Source organism: Streptomyces pactum, assembly GCF_016031615.1.
Lineage (GTDB): Bacteria > Actinomycetota > Actinomycetes > Streptomycetales > Streptomycetaceae > Streptomyces > Streptomyces pactus.
Genome location: NZ_JACYXC010000001.1, coordinates 2278035 through 2293718 on the forward strand (window position 1 = coordinate 2278035; position 15684 = coordinate 2293718).

The 15684-nt window shown below is 68.1% G+C and carries 11 protein-coding genes and 1 pseudogene; 5 read left to right on the forward strand and 7 right to left on the reverse strand.

Translation table 11 applies throughout. The features are described 5' to 3' along the window. Positions 1–30 precede the first annotated feature (30 nt). Both IHE55_RS08890 and IHE55_RS08895 read right to left on the reverse strand, forming a co-directional pair. Positions 31–1767 carry a caspase family protein gene (locus tag IHE55_RS08890; RefSeq protein WP_197988525.1) on the reverse strand — a complete coding sequence of 579 codons (1737 nt, stop codon included), beginning with the start codon at positions 1765–1767 and terminating at the stop codon, positions 31–33. 36 nt (positions 1768–1803) lie between these two features. Next, positions 1804–2208 (reverse strand): hypothetical protein, encoded by a 405-nt coding sequence (locus IHE55_RS08895; protein ID WP_197988526.1) that lies wholly within the window; start codon positions 2206–2208, stop codon positions 1804–1806. Positions 2209–2638: 430 nt separating this feature from the next. Here IHE55_RS08895 and IHE55_RS32570 point away from each other — a divergent pair, with 430 nt between their 5' ends. Further along, positions 2639–4240: a restriction endonuclease gene (locus IHE55_RS32570; RefSeq protein WP_307826581.1), complete on the forward strand. Its 1602-nt coding sequence runs from the start codon at positions 2639–2641 to the stop codon at positions 4238–4240. A 256-nt stretch (positions 4241–4496) separates the two neighbouring features. On the opposite strand, the gene IHE55_RS32575 is transcribed toward IHE55_RS32570, so the two are convergent. The 5 genes and pseudogenes from IHE55_RS32575 to IHE55_RS08920 form a co-directional block, all read right to left on the reverse strand. Next, a complete protein-coding gene (locus IHE55_RS32575) occupies positions 4497–5495 on the reverse strand; it encodes a restriction endonuclease (protein WP_197988527.1) in 999 nt (332 codons plus the stop codon). A 1412-nt stretch (positions 5496–6907) separates the two neighbouring features. Then, the gene (locus IHE55_RS30970) at positions 6908–7210 is read right to left on the reverse strand and encodes a hypothetical protein (protein WP_232265498.1); all 303 of its coding nucleotides are present in this window, start codon (positions 7208–7210) and stop codon (positions 6908–6910) included. Further along, positions 7207–7938 (reverse strand): GntR family transcriptional regulator, encoded by a 732-nt coding sequence (locus IHE55_RS08915; RefSeq protein WP_197988529.1) that lies wholly within the window; start codon positions 7936–7938, stop codon positions 7207–7209. The genes IHE55_RS30970 and IHE55_RS08915 overlap by 4 nt, the downstream gene beginning before the upstream one ends. A gap of 7 nt (positions 7939–7945) precedes the next feature. Further along, positions 7946–8129: pseudogene (locus IHE55_RS33040) on the reverse strand (hypothetical protein). Between the two features lie 27 nt (positions 8130–8156). Further along, positions 8157–8636, reverse strand: a complete 480-nt coding sequence (locus IHE55_RS08920; RefSeq protein WP_197988530.1) for a carboxymuconolactone decarboxylase family protein — start codon at positions 8634–8636, stop codon at positions 8157–8159. A gap of 194 nt (positions 8637–8830) precedes the next feature. Here IHE55_RS08920 and IHE55_RS08925 point away from each other — a divergent pair, with 194 nt between their 5' ends. The 4 genes from IHE55_RS08925 (at position 8831) to IHE55_RS08940 (ending at position 15474) form a co-directional block, all read left to right on the forward strand. Further along, a complete protein-coding gene (locus IHE55_RS08925) occupies positions 8831–9757 on the forward strand; it encodes an RNA polymerase sigma-70 factor (RefSeq protein ID WP_197988531.1) in 927 nt (308 codons plus the stop codon). A 1066-nt stretch (positions 9758–10823) separates the two neighbouring features. Further along, positions 10824–11867 carry a 4-hydroxyphenylpyruvate dioxygenase gene (hppD, locus tag IHE55_RS08930; protein ID WP_197988532.1) on the forward strand — a complete coding sequence of 348 codons (1044 nt, stop codon included), beginning with the start codon at positions 10824–10826 and terminating at the stop codon, positions 11865–11867. A 35-nt stretch (positions 11868–11902) separates the two neighbouring features. Beyond that, positions 11903–14368 (forward strand): aminotransferase class I/II-fold pyridoxal phosphate-dependent enzyme, encoded by a 2466-nt coding sequence (locus tag IHE55_RS08935; RefSeq protein WP_307826582.1) that lies wholly within the window; start codon positions 11903–11905, stop codon positions 14366–14368. Then, on the forward strand, positions 14365–15474 hold the full coding sequence (locus IHE55_RS08940; RefSeq protein ID WP_197988534.1) for a prephenate dehydrogenase: 1110 nt from the start codon (positions 14365–14367) through the stop codon (positions 15472–15474). Before IHE55_RS08935 ends, IHE55_RS08940 begins: the two co-directional genes overlap by 4 nt. The last annotated feature ends 210 nt before the right edge of the window (positions 15475–15684 follow it).

Here is a 15684-nt window from a genome sequence, read left to right on the forward strand (position 1 = left end):
GCACTGCTGTCAGAGCTGGCAAAACGTAAGTCACCATCTCGGATGCTTAGCGCGGAAGTCGACGAGCGCTTCGAATGCCTTCTTGGCTCGCTCAACGTCCGAGCCGAATGCTCCAGTTTTCAGCAGGGGCCAGGCGGAGTCAATCTCTTCAGCAATTTCGCCCGCAAGTCCGAATTGGTCGTAGCCCCAGTTCGAATCCAACAAGAACTCTCCTGCCCAAGGGGTGGCAAGAGTCGAGGGCTCAACATCCATTGCAATCAAGGAAGCCAAGAATTCAAAGCGATTACATGCTTCCGCGTAAGCCGTATCGTCCGGTTCGATGGCGCGAAATGGCTCTCGCAACTCTTCACGGAGAAAGTGACTCTGTGGGTAGATGTATCGGGCGCCGGACTCTGAGTGGCAAATTTCATTCAGCGGTTCGGGGGATACTACGCGAAGTGGGTTCAGGTAGTACGCAGGAGCCTGACGGCGTTGGCTACTAAAGGGAGGCTTGAAGGATTGCTTTGTCAGAAGCGGGCCGAGTAGCTGATCTCGGCGGCTGAGCATGGCCGCAATTCCCATCGCCCAAGTAGCCAGTAGTGCCGGATAGAGGCGCAGGTGCTCCAATGCCTCATTGAACGCTTGAAGATTCTTATCGCGGAGCCGACTGAGTCTTTCGATAACCCGCGCCCACAGATTGTCGTGCGAGCCGTCATCATGGAATACGCCCGTAGCAAGCAAATGAAGGAGCAAGTCGCTGTCCGCTCGATAACCCTTGATATTGCTCGCGAAAACGGGGCCGCTAACAGGGCGATTTTCGAGGGTGGACTTCGCGATTACGTCAGTGATCGCGTTGTCGATTAGATCGAAGACTTCAATTCGGCGTACAGGGTCAGGCAGCGCTCTCTTCAGCTGAGCTACAGAGTTTTCGCGGCGAGTCGCGTCGGGAAATTCGCTTGACAGTGGTCCTGGATCCTTGATCTCGGGAACGAGTGACAGGTCTACTGCGCTCTCCATGCCGGGCAAAGTTTCCGCAGACTGCTCTACAGCAAAAGGCGACCGCGCGACCACAACCTGATACTCAAGCTCAGCCCACATTTGGGGGCTCTGCATTTTATTCTTTGACCGCACTCGATCGTAAACGAAGTCGTAGAGTTCGGAAACAGTGATCTTTCCGTCTTGATTGCGATCCGCATCCCCGGAACTGAGGCCATCAATGATAGCTCCGGTGAAATGGGATGGCTCTGGCTCAAGCTCGCTAAGATGATCTCCTTCCCATGCGTACTCCGTTCTATTCGTCGCTGTCAGAACGGCGCGGCCGTGCCCGGCAAGCTCGTCCTTAACGTGGACCGACGAATCGCCCTTCGCTCCCAGGAGGAATGCTCCGCTGTAGCAGCAGTCCAGTAGCAGCACAATTGACTTGGCTCGACAGCGACTCATCTGGGACTGGAGAAATGCTGCAGAAATGGCAGTGGAAGCGAGCAGGTCGCGATCTGTATCCCGCGCTGCAAAGTACAGCTCACCATGATCAGCTTTTAGTCCATGTGATGAGATGTGAAGCAAGAGCAGGTCTTCTCTGCTGCGGCTGCGAAAGAAAGACTCGATTGCTCGCGTCACCTGGTGCTGCTCTTGGTCGAGCGCCGTGGTTACGTCAAAGTCTCCAATTTGCGGATCCTTGAGAACTGAGGCCAGTCCTTCCACATCGCGAACCGGTGAGCGCAATTGTTGAAGACCTGCGTTGCTGAAATTGCTTGTTGCTATGAGGAGAGCGTAGCGGCCTCCCAGCATGCTCGATCTCACCCCCTTCGTTCGACTGTCTAGCCGTCAGGCGGACGTGCCATCCTGTGATGACGACTCGTGTGAAGCAATGAAGGCATCGATCAAGCGTCGCTGATCTTTGGAAGACAAAGCTTCCATTTCGATGCTGTCCTCGCCAATCGTGACGGTCGCAGTGCGAACCGGACGGTTCTCGATCCATGCCTTAATTACATTCAGCAACTTAGGGAGAAGTGAAGCTCCCGCGGTAACGATTATGGCCCCTACCGTGAGGGCGCCAGCGACCTTAGTGCCGTCAGGTGCAACCGTTCGGCGAGCGAGTTCAGCTCGCTCAACCTCGAACTCCAAGAGGTGCTGGCGCAATTCGAGGGTGAGGGCTTCGAGCTCCTCTTGATCGCTGTCAGCCGCGCCTTCAAGTTCAACCCGGATTTCGTGCGCCGAGGTGTGATCCATCGAGTTATCCCTCCCCTTGGTCCCCAGAGAGCAACAGCCTACTGCGGCCTAGAGCTTCTGAGGGTGCAGAGCGATGACATGTCCTGGGACAGGGTGGGACGGGCGGACCCCACATGCCCCCGCGCTGAGCTGCTGAGGCACCTAAGGTCGCGGACCCGAAGGTGCCCTACGGCACGGCTGGCGCAGCTTGCTCTGGTCGACGGCATGGCGGCGTGGCTGAGGCCAGCGGTGGTGCAGCGAGGCACACGCGCGCCTAATCGGTCGACTGACCCACCATCGTGGCTGACTGTCGTCGGTTGAGGTACAGACGGCTTGAGTCCACGGTGCACCGTGCGGTCCGGCCGAGGTGACGCTTTGCGCTGCGTGATTCTGCGATGGGGAAGGGGAATGCAGCCCTGTGGCGGAGTGAAGCCAGGGGAGGGGTGACCAGGTGGCGCAACGGGGCAGCGGCCGAGGCAGCGACTATCAGCGGCAGCAGCAAGCGTTACGACGAGCCCAGGAACAACGGGCACGTCAAGCGGAGCGGGAACGTAGAGCCGCTGAGACGGCCAACAAGCGGCAGGAACGCGAGCGGAAAGCTGCGTATCAGGAGCAGCAGGCCGAGCAGGCGCGGGTGCGCACGATCGGAGTCGAGCATGAGGTCGAGCAGCTCGGGCAGTTGCTCCGTGACGCGCTGGTGGGCGATCCGCCGACGACCTTCGAGCGCCGACGGAGGGCTCACACGCCCACAACCTTGGACGAGCGTCCCTGGTCTCGTTCGGAGCCTTCACCGCGCTGGGAGGAGTTCTCACCACCGGAGCCCAGCGGCCTGGCTGCTGTCCTAGGTCTTGGCAGGAAGCGCTATGAAGCTGAAGTTGCCGAGGCGCGTGTGCGGTTCGGCGAGGCACAAGAGCGCCACAGGCGAGCCGAGGAGAAGCGGCTGGCAACGCTGGAGCGGAAGCGTGCCGAGCACCGCCAGGCCGAAGCGCAGGCCCTGGACGAGGTGGCGGCTTTCAACCGGAAGTTGGACGAGGAGCGCGAGGCGTACAGGGCTGGGGAGCCCTCGGCGGTCGAGGCTCATCTCAAGGCTGTTCTGGATGCGTCGGAGTATCCATTGGGCTTCCCTCACGAGCATCGGGTCGCCTTTCGCCCTGCCACTGGTGACGTACTCATCGAGATTCACTTGCCGCCTGAGGCGGTTGTTCCTACGGCGCGGGGCTACCGGTACGTGAAGAACCGGGACGAGACGACCGTGTTGCCTCGTCCGGAGAAGGAGCGCAAGGAGATCTACGCCTCCGTGCTGGCTCAAGTCGCTCTGAGGACAGTGCACGAGGTCCTGACGAGCGATCCGGACCGGATCGTTAATGGCGTGATCCTGAACGGCCACGTGAAGACCATCGATCGGGCCACCGGTCAGGAGGTCTCACCCTGTCTGGTGACGCTCAGCGCCAGCAGGGAGCAGTTCGGGAAGCTCCGTCTCAGTCAGGTCGATCCGACGCAGTGCCTCAGGGGACTCAACGCTCTGGTGTCTCCCAATCCCTACGATCTCGAACCGATCCGCCCCATCGTCGAGTTCGACCTTTCGAAGTACCGACTCATGGACAGCATGGATGTTGTCGCCGGCCTGGACAGCAGGCCCGTGCTGGTGAAGCTGACGCCCACCGAGTTCGAGCATCTGATTCGCCAACTGTTTGAGGCGATCGGCATGGAGGCTTGGAATACCCAGGCCTCCAAAGACGAGGGCGTTGACGCGGTGGCCGTCAGCAAAGACCCCGTCTTCAACGGTGAGTGCATCATTCAGGCGAAGCGCTACAGCAAGCTCGTGGGCGTTGAGTCTGTCCAGGCGCTCGCCGGAGTGGTTGAGCACAAGCGGGCCGCCAAGGGGGTCCTGATCACCACATCGTGGTTCGGTAGGGCCAGCCACGACTTTGCCCGCCAACATGGCCGGCTCCAGCTCATCGAAGGACCGGAACTCAAGTACCTGATCAAGGAACACCTGGGCAAGGATGTGATCCCGGGCCCGGTCCCCCCGAAGAAGCGCCCCTCGCGCTGAGGTCGGCGGCCCGCCCACACGGACCGAGAAGCTGGGCCGCCTCTGGGCCGTCCGAGGCCGCTCGACAGTGGCCAATGACGACCAACGACGACCACCAGGCGCACGAGCCCACCGCACCTGACCAGCAAAAACCCAGCTCACCAAGATCCCCGGCAAGACCCAGGGCAAGTAGACAGCTCTTGACCAGCCCATCAACTCGGTGAGCTGGCACGAATGGCGGAAAGGATCGGCGAAGCTGTACTGCGGCCTAGTCCATTCAGCTGCTGCGCTTCTGATGAGCAATGACTTGGTCAGCGCGCAGGTGCCAACCTGCACCGAGGTATTCGTTAAGCTTTTGAACAGTACGATGGCCATCAAGCAGAACCATACGGTGCCTCACAGACGATTCCATAACCAGCTTTTCTGCAGTCTCCGGACCTTTCTCCGTGAAGCCGGAAATCGAAACAAGAACCCCTGATGTCACATTCTTATCCATTACAACAAACCCGAAGCTGCGAACGGTGTTGACGTCAACCTTCTGATCCCAATTCTTGCACTCAATATAAATTCTTTCATTGCCGCGCCATGCTTCAACATCTTTCCCCCCATCCTTTTGTCGAGGCGTAACGCACACCTCATAGCCCATGGCCCTATAGAGGTCAGCGATCAAGAACTCGAGATCTCTCGGATCGAGGCTTCGCAGTAGTGCAATTTTCCGCTCGCGTTCCGTACGCCCTTGCGTAATGTACCGATGCCGGATCAGCGCCATCGCATCAGAGAGGCCAAACTCCCTCCAGTCAGACAGCACCTTGTAGTGAGCCATGAAATAGGATGACACCGCACCAAGCGCGTCACGCGGGGAATCCGGGAGGAGATCCAAAACCCATGAAATCCCTTGCCAAACCGGCTCCGAATTCTTACCAGCTGCTGCAAGTATGGCCCGACTCTCATACTCACTGAAGTGGCGCTCGTCTGGCGCATTCGGATCCAACGATCGCGATGGACCCTCAGCTTTTAACACTTGCAAGCGAATCTGATCAAGAATAGACAGATGAGATGACCCGCCAAGCATTTGCCTGAGAATCGCTCGCACTTCCATCTCCGGCCAGGAAGAAACCTGACTCAGATAGGCGGTGCGTAGCTCGTCATTGGGAAAGGCAATAACGATGTAGTCGTCCGAAGGTTGAGGCTTTTCACCGCGCATTACGGCGCGCCATTCATCTAATGCATAGTGAGGCATTACGCGCTCCCAGTACTCCGACATGTCAGCAATCACTTAGCATGTGCATAGCAGACGAAAGAACCATTAAGTTGTTAGCGCGAGCGCCCCCTACTCGGATGAGGCGAGTTTCATTCTAGTCCTTGAAAAGACCGCCCCATCCATGACTTACGCTAAGTACAAGAAGAGGACCACCACACAAGGAGGCGGACGGCGCGCGGGTGGAAGGACGAGCTACCGGAGAGCCGGCCGCTCACCGATCAGGTGCTTGCTTGCATGGTTGTTGACGTCCATAGGACGAGCGACACCGATCACCGTCCGTGCCCGTGGTCACGTGGATGACGCCGAGAGCGTTGATCGCCGCATCCCACCCGTAGAGAAGTGAGACGGCTCTCTCCCGTGCTGCCGTCGTCTTTGAATCACCACCGTTCACGGCCGTTCAGCGGAGACCGCCGGTCAGACTCTTCGCACGGCGCAGTCGCCCACGCACGCAGGTGAACGACCCCAGAGTCAGCCGAAGGCACCACCGCAATGGGAAAACGTGCGTGTGCCTACTCGGGAGGGGTGCACGGTCGGCTCTGGCAGGTCATCCGCTGGCCATCGACAAAGCCCGACCGTCGGTTAGGTCCCGGACGACTCTCCGGGCCGCCCACAGACAGGCCGGGGATGCAACCATTCCTTACAGAGCTGGAACCCCCGGAAGCCGACCGTGCGCTTGAGACCATAGGCGCAGGCACTGACAACCGACTCGCCAGCGATCGACCGTCGAGCGGTGAGTGTCTAACTGCGTGACAACGCCGGCGAACATTGGCGGACGAGCGCGAACGTCCACGGATCATCAGCGCAGGTGAGAGGCAGATCAGCCTAAGGCAGCGCTTCCGCCCAAGTTGCTTCGGGACGAAGCGGTCACCCTGTTACGGTGCTCCGCGTGACCGACGAAGCGCCTGCATGTCCCGAGTGCAGCCAGCCCATGCAGCCCGGCGGCTTTGTCCTCTCCAAGCGGGAGGACGACGGCCGGCGGGCTTGCCGGTCGCTATGGCGGTGTACCGATCAGCATGTGTGGTGGGGCTGGGCCGACCGGCCGGGCGAGCCACTGGAGGTCTGCCCCGTCCCAGAGTTGTTCCGCTGACATCCAACGTTGACATCAACGCCCACGAACAGCGGTGACAACCGGCAGCCACGTGCGGAACCCGTCCCCGCAGTGGACCACATCCTCACGGGGACGAGAACGAACTTGTAGAGCGGCGCTCACCCCAACGCCGGCCGCAGAATTCGCCATGGCTCCTGGGCCGTCCCTGGGCCGTGCGAGGTCACCCGACGCCGACCAACAACGACAGAAGCCCACGGCATCTGAGCTGGTCAGTGCCGTGGGCTTCGTCGGTCTCGCTGGTGAGCGAAAGCGGTGATCAGTACACCGGCAAGTTAGGCCGCACTGAGCAGGCCGCAGCCGCCAAACGCAGCACGCCCCGTCAGAAAGAGGGCGGCTCGTTCACCGTCAGGAGGTGTCCCCGGCTCGTGGCAACGCGGAGCACGTCTCGCAGAGCACCGGTCAGCTCCTGTGCCAGCCGTCGTACGTCCTCGCGGCCGGCGCCCTCGTCGTGGAGGGTTTCCAGGGCCTCTTCCAGCAGCTCGGCTGCCGTTCCTAGCTGCACCGCTTCGATGTTGTCCGCCAGGCGGGACACGTAGCCGCCCCCGTCGTCGGCGCTCAGGTAGCAGGGCTTGCCCTCTGGCCCCGACCACGGGAGGAGCCGCAGTTCGTTCGGTGCCGTCATGCTTGCGTCTGCCTCTCGTCGGTCACGTGGTGGGGGGTGAAGACGGCGTCGATGCGGTCCCCCGGGAACACCAGGAGCGCGGCCTCGACGACTCGCCCGGTGGGGTCGGTCGCAACGCGTGTGATCGCGAGGACGGGCGCGGTGGAGTGGGTCCGGAGGGTTGATACTTCGTCCGGTGTAGGTGGGCGGGCACAGACCGTCTCCCGGACAGCAGCCGGCGGAACGCTGAGGACGGCGAATCTCGCGACCGTCTCACAGCACGACGGTTCGTGGTCGAGCATCCCGGCCGGTGCCAGGTCCCGCGGGATGTAGATGCGTGCCAGTCCATGCGGTGACTCCCCCTCATGGCTGACGCAGACGAACTCTGCGAGGGGGCTGCCCGTCGGCACCTTCAGCAACGTCGTCAGCCGCTCGTCCGCCTGAACCGTGCTGCTGCGCACGGTGACGCGTAGGGCCGCTTCAGCGGCCGTCCACGGGTCCAGCATCCCCCATCCGCCGACGTACACGATCTTGCGGGGCGGGCGGCGGACGAAGTTACCTTTGCCGTGGATCTTTTCGGCGAGACCTTCGCCCTGGAGGACCGCGAGGGCGCTCCGCAGGGTCACCGTGCTGACCTTGTACCGATCGGCCAGGCCGGCCTCGGACGGCAGGCGTTCGCCGGGCTTGATGCGGCCGGTCGTGATCTGGTGCCGGAGGTCGTCAGCGATGTCGTGATGGCGCGAGGACACGGGTCGGTCACCGCCTTCTCGTCATCCGCACGGCGGCGAGCCGGGTACGCGTGTGTATGGTCAGCAGCTCGCCCGACTCGAAGAGCAGTTGCTTGGCGCCCTGGGGAAGTTGCAGCCGACCGCCGGCCCTTCTGACAGCCGCCGGCCCGCCACCAGTCACCCCGGCAGGCCGCAGACCCGCCGCCGGTCAGCCCGACAGCCGCACGCCCGCCGCCCCGTCAGTCCGACAGGTCGGCGAACATGCCCGGCTCGTACGAGCCGCCCGGGTTGTGGACGATCACGTTCATCCGGGTGGCGGCGTTGATCAGGGACACCAGGCAGACCAGCGCGCCGACCTGGTCGTCGTCGTAGTGCTCGCGCACCGCGGCCCAGGTCTCGTCGGACACGCCCCGGTCGCCGAGCCGGGTGCCCTCCTCGGCCAGTGCCAGGGCGGCCCGCTCCGCCGCGGTGAACACGGTGGAGTGGCGCCAGGTGGCGACCAGGTGGAGCCGGAGCGCGGTCTCGCCGGCGGCCGCGGCCTCCTTGGTGTGGACGTCGACGCAGAAGCCGCAGCCGTTGAGCTGGCTCACCCGCAGCTCCACCAGCTCCCGCAGGGTCTTCGGCAGCGTCGACCGCTCCAGGGGCAGCGCGGCGTTGTAGAACCGCTGGGCGACCTTGGCCGCGGTCGGGCTGTCGAACAGGTTGAAACGGGGTTCCATGGTCTCTTCCTCACTCGTGGGTCCGGGTGCCGCGCGGATCGTCCGCGGCGTCCTGCCGGACACGGGATGCCGGCCGCCCCGCCTCTGTGACGGCACGGACCTGTGACGTGGCCCACCCGTCACGGCTGTCACAGGAGGGCCGCGGCCGGCGTCCTGTGCGCGACACGTCCGGGAGCGATCAGGGGGAGCCGACGATGAGCGAGCACAGCCGGGAGACGGGGACCACCGCCGGGCCGCCCCCGCCCGACGGTCGGCCGGACACCGCCACCGAGGCCTTCGTCGCCCACCGCAGCCTGCTGTTCACCGTCGCCTACGAGATGCTGGGCTCCGCCGCCGACGCCGAGGACGTGGTGCAGGAGACGTGGCTGCGCTGGGTGGGCGTGGACCTCGGCACGGTGCGGGACCGGCGGGCCTACCTGGTCCGGATGACCACCCGTCAGGCCCTGACCCGGCTCCGCACGCTCCGCCGGCGCAGGGAGACCTACACCGGCCCCTGGCTGCCCGAACCGCTGCTGACCGCGCCCGACGTGGCCGAGGACGTGGCGCTCGCCGACAGCATCTCGATGGCGATGCTGCTGGTGCTGGAGACCCTCTCCCCGACCGAGCGGGCGGTGTTCGTGCTGCGCGACGTCTTCGCGCTGGAGTACGGCGAGATCGCGGAGGCCGTCGGCAGGCGTCCGGCCGCGGTCCGGCAGATCGCGCACCGGGCGCGGGCGCACGTCGCCGCCCGCCGGCCGCGCGAGGTCGTCTCCCCGGCCGAGACCCGCGGCGCGCTGGAGGCGTTCCGGCGGGCCGTCGAGACGGGAGACCTGCAGCGCCTGCTCGACATGATCGCGCCGGATGTCGTGCTGCTGACCGACGGGGGCGGCACCGTGCCGGCCGCGCCGGCGCCCGTCGTGGGCGCCGACCGGGTGGCCGGGGTGCTGGGCGGGATCGACGCCGCGATGTCGATGCGGCCGGCCGAGGTCAACGGCTGTCCGGCGCTCCTCCTGCGGCGGGACGGCAGGCTCGACACCGTCCTGGCGGTGCGGATGGACGGCGGTCTCATCACCGGGCTCTACGCCGTGCGCAATCCCCAGAAGCTGTCCTGCCTCGACCGGGAGACCGCGGTGAGCCGCTGACGCCACGGGCCGACTCCGTTGCCGTGGAGGGGCGGGCGGGGTCGCACCGCCTTCCCCGCGGGGCGGTCAGGGCCGCGCCGCCCTCCCCGCCCGGCGGTCGGGCCGCAGCGCACCGCGCCGCCCTGCCCGTCCGGTGGCCGGCCTCCCCGACCGGCGGCCGCTCGGCGCAGGCCGCCGCCCGCGACGGTGAGCGGGCGTGGCGCGGCGACCGCGGGTGGTCAATTGCGGGCGTGGGCGGCGGGACGGGCATCCCTCCGCGGTCACTTCAGCACACCCGGCGGGCGGGTTCCCGTCCCCGCTCCGGGAAAGTTGTGGAAGCACTTGGGAAAGTTCGATAAGGAGAATTTGATAAACCGTTGCCAGCACTGGCCCGCCCCGGGGCACACTTCATCGCGGCGCGCCCGCGAGTGGCGCTTTTCCGGCGTCCGGAACGGCCTTCACGGCAATCGGCGCAGCGGCACCACCGGATACCGCGCCAGAGTTTTCCGGCGGCTATCGAAGAATCCATTGCGGCACCTCGGGGAGAAGTCCGGGAGCTGCTAGGTTCGCCGGGCCAAACCCTTTATGCCTCCAGGGAGTCCGGGGTGCCCAGGTTCTTGTTCCGCCCGCGACCGCCGTCGGCGCCGCCGGCCGGCCGCTCCCGGCCGCGCGCCCGGTACCGGGCCCCCGCGGCGCCCCGCCGCTCCCGGTCCGGAGCCGCGTACGCCCTGCCCGGACGGTGTCCCGGCGCCTGGCACCCGCGGCCCGGGCACTACGGACCGGCACGCTCCACCGGTCGGGCGGCGCAAGCCACAGGGCGCCACGGGCCGGAAGGCGCCGGATCCCTTTATCCGGTGTCCGGCGACTGATTCCTGTGCTGTGACAAAGGAATGCGCGTCCGGCCGGAAACGCGTCGGCGCACCGGCGAAGGCACTGCCCGGCGGTGCCGTCCGCGCAACGTAGATCCCGGGCCGCCGAGGAAGAACGGCCCGCCCGACCAGAACTCCACGAACCGCAGCCAAATGCCGACCCGGCCCGGCCTTCCCGACCCGGAGGACAGGCCGTCGCCCGGTCGGACAACCGTCGGATGGGGAAGCCTGTGACCGCGCACGACATCGAATACATAGAGATCTACACCGCTGACCGGAAGAAAACCACGGAGTATTTCACCTCCCGGTTCGGTTTCCGGCAGGAAGCACGGAGCGCGGCCGGCGGCCTCGAATCGGTGCTGCTCCGCCAGAACGGCATCCAGCTCGTGGTCACCTCGGGGCCCGCGGCCGCCGACCACCTCGCCGTCCACGGCGACGGCGTCCGCGACATCGCCTTCGCCTGCGACGACCCCGCCGCCGTGCTGGCCGGGGCGGTCGCGGCGGGCGGCCGGGACCTGACGCCCGAGGGCGCGGCGGCACCGGTGGTCTCCGGGTTCGGGGCGGTGCGGCACACCCTGGTCCGGCGCTCCGCCGGCCAGGCGTACGGCCTGCCCGGCGGCCGGGACTGGGAGCCCGTCCCGGCGGCCGGGGCGGGCGGCGACGACGAGCCCCGGCTGCGGCTCCTGGACCACGTGGCGATCTGCCTGGAGGCCGGCTCGCTGCACGACACGGTCCGCTACTACATCGAGGGCTTCGGCTTCGAGCAGTTCTTCAGCGAGTACGTCGCGGTGGGCGAGCAGGCGATGGACTCCATCGTGGTGCGCAGCCCCTCCACCGGGATCACCTTCACCATCATCGAGCCGGACCCGTCCAGGAAGCCCGGCCAGATCGACGAGTTCCTTCACCGCAACGGCGGCGCGGGCGTGCAGCACCTGGCGTTCCTGGTGGACCAGATCATCCCGGCCGTGCTCGACTACGAGGCCCGCGGCGTGGAGTTCCTGCAGACCCCGGGCACGTACTACGACGCCCTCGCCGAGCGGATCACCGACCTCGACGAGGCCATCGCCGACCTGCGCAAGACCAATGTGCTCGCCGACCGGGACGAGTGGGGCTACCTGCTCCAGCTCTTCACCCGCTCGCCCTTCGAGCGGCGCACCCTGTTCTTCGAGCTGATCCAGCGGCACGGCGCCCACAGCTTCGGCAGCGCCAACATCCGGGCGCTGTACGAAGCGGTGGAGCGCGCCCGGACGGACGCCCCGTGACCGGGCCCGGTTCCGCCGCCGGTCCGCTCCGGCCGGTGTCCCTGGAGGAGTACGCCGAGGCGGCGCGGGCGCGCGTCGAGCCGGCGGTGTGGGACTTCATCGAGGGCGGCGCCGGTCAGGAGCGTACGCTCACGGCCAACCGGCTCGCCTTCGACCAGGTGCGGCTGCGCACCCGGGTGCTCACCGGCTGCGGCGAACCCGACCTGGCCACCACCGTGCTGGGACGCACCTGGGCGGCCCCGGTCGCGGTGGCCCCGGTCGCGTACCACACGCTGGTGCACCCGGACGGCGAGACGGCCACCGCGCGGGCCGCGGGCGCGGCGGGCCTGCCCCTGGTGGTGAGCACCTTCGCCGGGCGGACCTTCGAGGACATCGCCGCCGCCGCGTCGTCACCGCTGTGGCTCCAGGTCTACTGCTTCCGCGACCGGGAGACCACCCGGCGGGTGGTGGAACGGGCCGAGCGGGCCGGCTTCGAGGCGCTGGTGCTCACGGTGGACACCCCGCGCCTGGGCCGCCGGCTGCGCGACCTGCGCAACGGCTTCCGGCTGCCGGACCACGTCCGGCCCGCCAACCTGCCGGCGGAGCACGCGGACGCCTCCCCCGCCGACCACGGCCGGACCCACCTCGATCCGGGCCTGGACTGGTCGGTGATCTCCTGGCTGCGCTCGATCAGCCACCTCCCGGTGCTGGTCAAGGGCGTGATGACGGCCGAGGACGCCGACGCCGCGGTGGCGGCCGGGGTGGACGGCGTGGTGGTCTCCAACCACGGCGGCCGGCAACTGGACGGTGTCCCGGCGTCCCTGGACGTCCTGCCCGAGGTCGCCGCGGCGGTACGCGGCCGGACCGCGCTGCTGCTCGACGGGGGCGTGCGCCGGGGCGGTGACGTCCTGGCCGCACTCGCCCTGGGCGCCGACGCGGTGCTGCTGGGCCGCCCGGTGCTGCACGGGCTGGCGGTGGCGGGCGACGAGGGCGTGGCCGGCGTGCTGGACCTGGTGACCGAGGAGCTGGCGGACGCGATGGCGCTGACCGGCACCCCCTCGGTCGCCGCGGCCGGCGCCGCGCTGCCGGCCGCCCCGGCGGGCACGGTCGCGTCCGCCGCCGCGCCCGCGCACCTCACGGCGCCGGCGCCGGCCCCCGTACCGGCCCCCGTACCGGCGGCGGTCCCGGGGGCGGCCGTGCTGCGCAAGGAGGAGCTGCACGGCAGCGTGTCCGACCCCCTGCTGGACACCATGAACTTCCTCAACGAGATCACCGGCCGCTTCCCCGGTGCCGTCTCGTTCGCGCCCGGCCGGCCGTACGAGGGCCTCTTCGACACCGAGGAGATCTTCGGCCACCTGCGCCGGTACGTGGACCACCTCGCCGCCCGGGGCGCCTCGCCCGGCGAGATCCGCACCACGATGTACCAGTACGGCCCGACGGCCGGGCAGATCCGGGAGCTGATCGCCGACTCGCTGCGGGCGGACGAGGGCATCGACGTACCGCCGGAGTCGATCGTGGTGACGGTCGGCGCCCAGGAGGCCATGCTGCTCACGCTGCGGGCGCTCTTCGCGGACCCGCGGGACGTGCTGCTGGTCGTCAGCCCGTGCTACGTGGGCATCACCGGTGCGGCGCGCCTGCTCGACCTGCGGGTGCGGTCGGTGGAGGAGCGCGAGGCCGGCCTGGACCCGGCCGACGTGGCGGCGGCGGTGCGCGCCGAACGGGCCGCGGGACGGCGGCCGCGGGCGCTGTACGTGGTGCCGGACCACTCCAACCCGTCCGGCAGCACCATGACCCGGCGGGCCCGCGAGGAGCTGCTGGACCTCGCCGCGCGGCACGACCTGCTCATCATCGAGGACAGCCCCTACCGGCTGGTCAGCCCCGGGCCGCAGGAGCCCACCCTGAAGTCGCTCGACCGGGAACGGCGGGTGGTGCACCTGGGCTCGTTCGCCAAGTCGGTGTTCCCCGGGGCCCGGGTCGGCTTCGCGGTCGCCGACCAGCCGGTGCGGGACGCCACGGGGTCCGGGAGCCTGCTCGCCGACGAACTGGCCAAGATCAAGAGCATGGTGACGGTGAACACCCCGGCGCTGAGCCAGGCGGCCGTGGCCGGGGCGCTGCTCGCCTCCGGCGGCCGGCTCACCGAGCTGAACGCCCTCCCGGCCAAGCACTACGGCGAGGCGCTGCGCGAGACGCTGGACCAGCTCGACCGTCGGCTGCCGGAGGACCGGCGGCGGGCGCTGGGGGTGGACTGGAACCGGCCGAGCGGGGGGTTCTTCCTCACCGTGCGGGTGCCGTTCCCGGCCGGCAACGACGCGCTGCTGCGTTCGGCCCGGAACCACGGGGTGATCTGGACGCCGATGTCCTACTTCCACCCCGAGGAGGGCGGCGACCGGTCGTTGCGGCTGTCCTTCAGCTACCTGGGCCAGGAGGAGATCCGGGAGGGCATCGCCCGGTTCGCCGCCTTCGTCGAGGCGGAGGCCGCGCGGGCGGCCGGCGGGACCACCGAGGCGGGGGGTGCCGCATGAGGACCGCCGCCGTCGTCGGAACCGGGCTGATCGGCACCTCCATCGCCCTCGCGCTGACCCGGCGCGGCGTCGCGGTCCACCTCGACGACGCGGACACCACCGCGGCCCGGACCGCCGAGGCCCTGGGCGCCGGTTCGCTCCGGCCGCCCGCCGAGCCGGTGGAGCTGGCGGTGCTGGCGGTCCCGCCGGCCCACATCGGCACGGTCCTGGCCCGCTGCCAGCGGGAGGGGCTGGCCCACGCCTACACCGATGTGGCCAGCGTCAAGTCCCGGCCGTACGAGGAGGTGACGGCCGCCGGCGGGGACCCGGCCAGCTATCTCGGCGGGCACCCACTGGCCGGCAGCGAACGCTCCGGGCCGCTGGCGGCGCGCGCCGACCTCTTCGAGGGGCGGCCGTGGGTGCTGACGCCCTCACCGCGCACCCACCGCGCGGCGCTCAACCGGGGCCTGGAGCTGGTGTCGCTGTGCGGCGGGGTGCCGGTCATCATGGACGTCGCCGCCCACGACCGGGCGGTGGCGCTCACCTCGCACGCCCCGCACCTGGTCTCCTCGGCGCTGGCGGCCCGGCTGGAGGACGCGGAGGCCGAGCACATCCGGGTGTCCGGCCAGGGGTTGCGGGACGTGACCCGGATCGCCGCGGGCGAACCGGCGCTGTGGGCGGACATCCTGGAGGCGAACGCCGACGCGGTGGCCGACGTGCTGGAGGCGTGCGCCGCGGACCTGGGCCGGATGGTCACCGTGCTGCGCGCCCGGCGCGGCGCGGACGAGCAGGGCCGGGCGCGGGCCACCGCCGAGCTGACCGAGCTGCTGCGGCGCGGCAACCGCGGGCACGCGCGGGTGCCGCAGAAACCGCGGTCGCGGCCGGTGGAGTTCGTCGCGGTACCGGTCGCGGTACCGGACCAGCCCGGGGCGTTGGCCCGGTTGTTCTCGGCGGTGAGCGAGGCGGGCGTGAACATCGAGGACGTCCGGATCGAGCACTCCCTGGACCGGCCGCGCGGCCTGGTGGAACTGCTGGTGGATCCGGCGTCCCTCACCGGGCTGCGGCGGGTGCTGGACGCCAACGGCTGGGCGCCGCAGGAGGAGGGCCGGCTGGTCGAGAACCGCTGAGCGGATGCGCGGAGCGGCCGTGGGGCGGCCGGGCGGTCGCCCCACGGCGGCGCGGGCCGACCCGACGGCGCGGGCATGCTGATGGCGCGGGTGACGCGAGACGTGGTGGCGGCGGACACGGCGGCCCGCCTCGGCGCACGGCGACGCGGGACGTGGTGGTGGCGCGGGACGTGGTGGTGGCGGCGGACACGGCGGCCCGCCTCGGTGCAC

What these genes read in the sequence shown, in the direction of transcription:
- IHE55_RS08890 (WP_197988525.1), bottom strand. Translation starts at nt 1,767, where the DNA reads ATGCTGGGAGGCCGCTACGCTCTCCTCATAGCAACAAGCAATTTCAGC.
- IHE55_RS08895 (WP_197988526.1), bottom strand. Translation starts at nt 2,208, where the DNA reads ATGGATCACACCTCGGCGCACGAAATCCGGGTTGAACTTGAAGGCGCG.
- IHE55_RS30970 (WP_232265498.1), bottom strand. Translation starts at nt 7,210, where the DNA reads ATGACGGCACCGAACGAACTGCGGCTCCTCCCGTGGTCGGGGCCAGAG.
- IHE55_RS08920 (WP_197988530.1), bottom strand. Translation starts at nt 8,636, where the DNA reads ATGGAACCCCGTTTCAACCTGTTCGACAGCCCGACCGCGGCCAAGGTC.
- IHE55_RS08925 (WP_197988531.1), top strand. Translation starts at nt 8,831, where the DNA reads ATGAGCGAGCACAGCCGGGAGACGGGGACCACCGCCGGGCCGCCCCCG.
- hppD (WP_197988532.1), top strand. Translation starts at nt 10,824, where the DNA reads ATGGGGAAGCCTGTGACCGCGCACGACATCGAATACATAGAGATCTAC.
- IHE55_RS08940 (WP_197988534.1), top strand. Translation starts at nt 14,365, where the DNA reads ATGAGGACCGCCGCCGTCGTCGGAACCGGGCTGATCGGCACCTCCATC.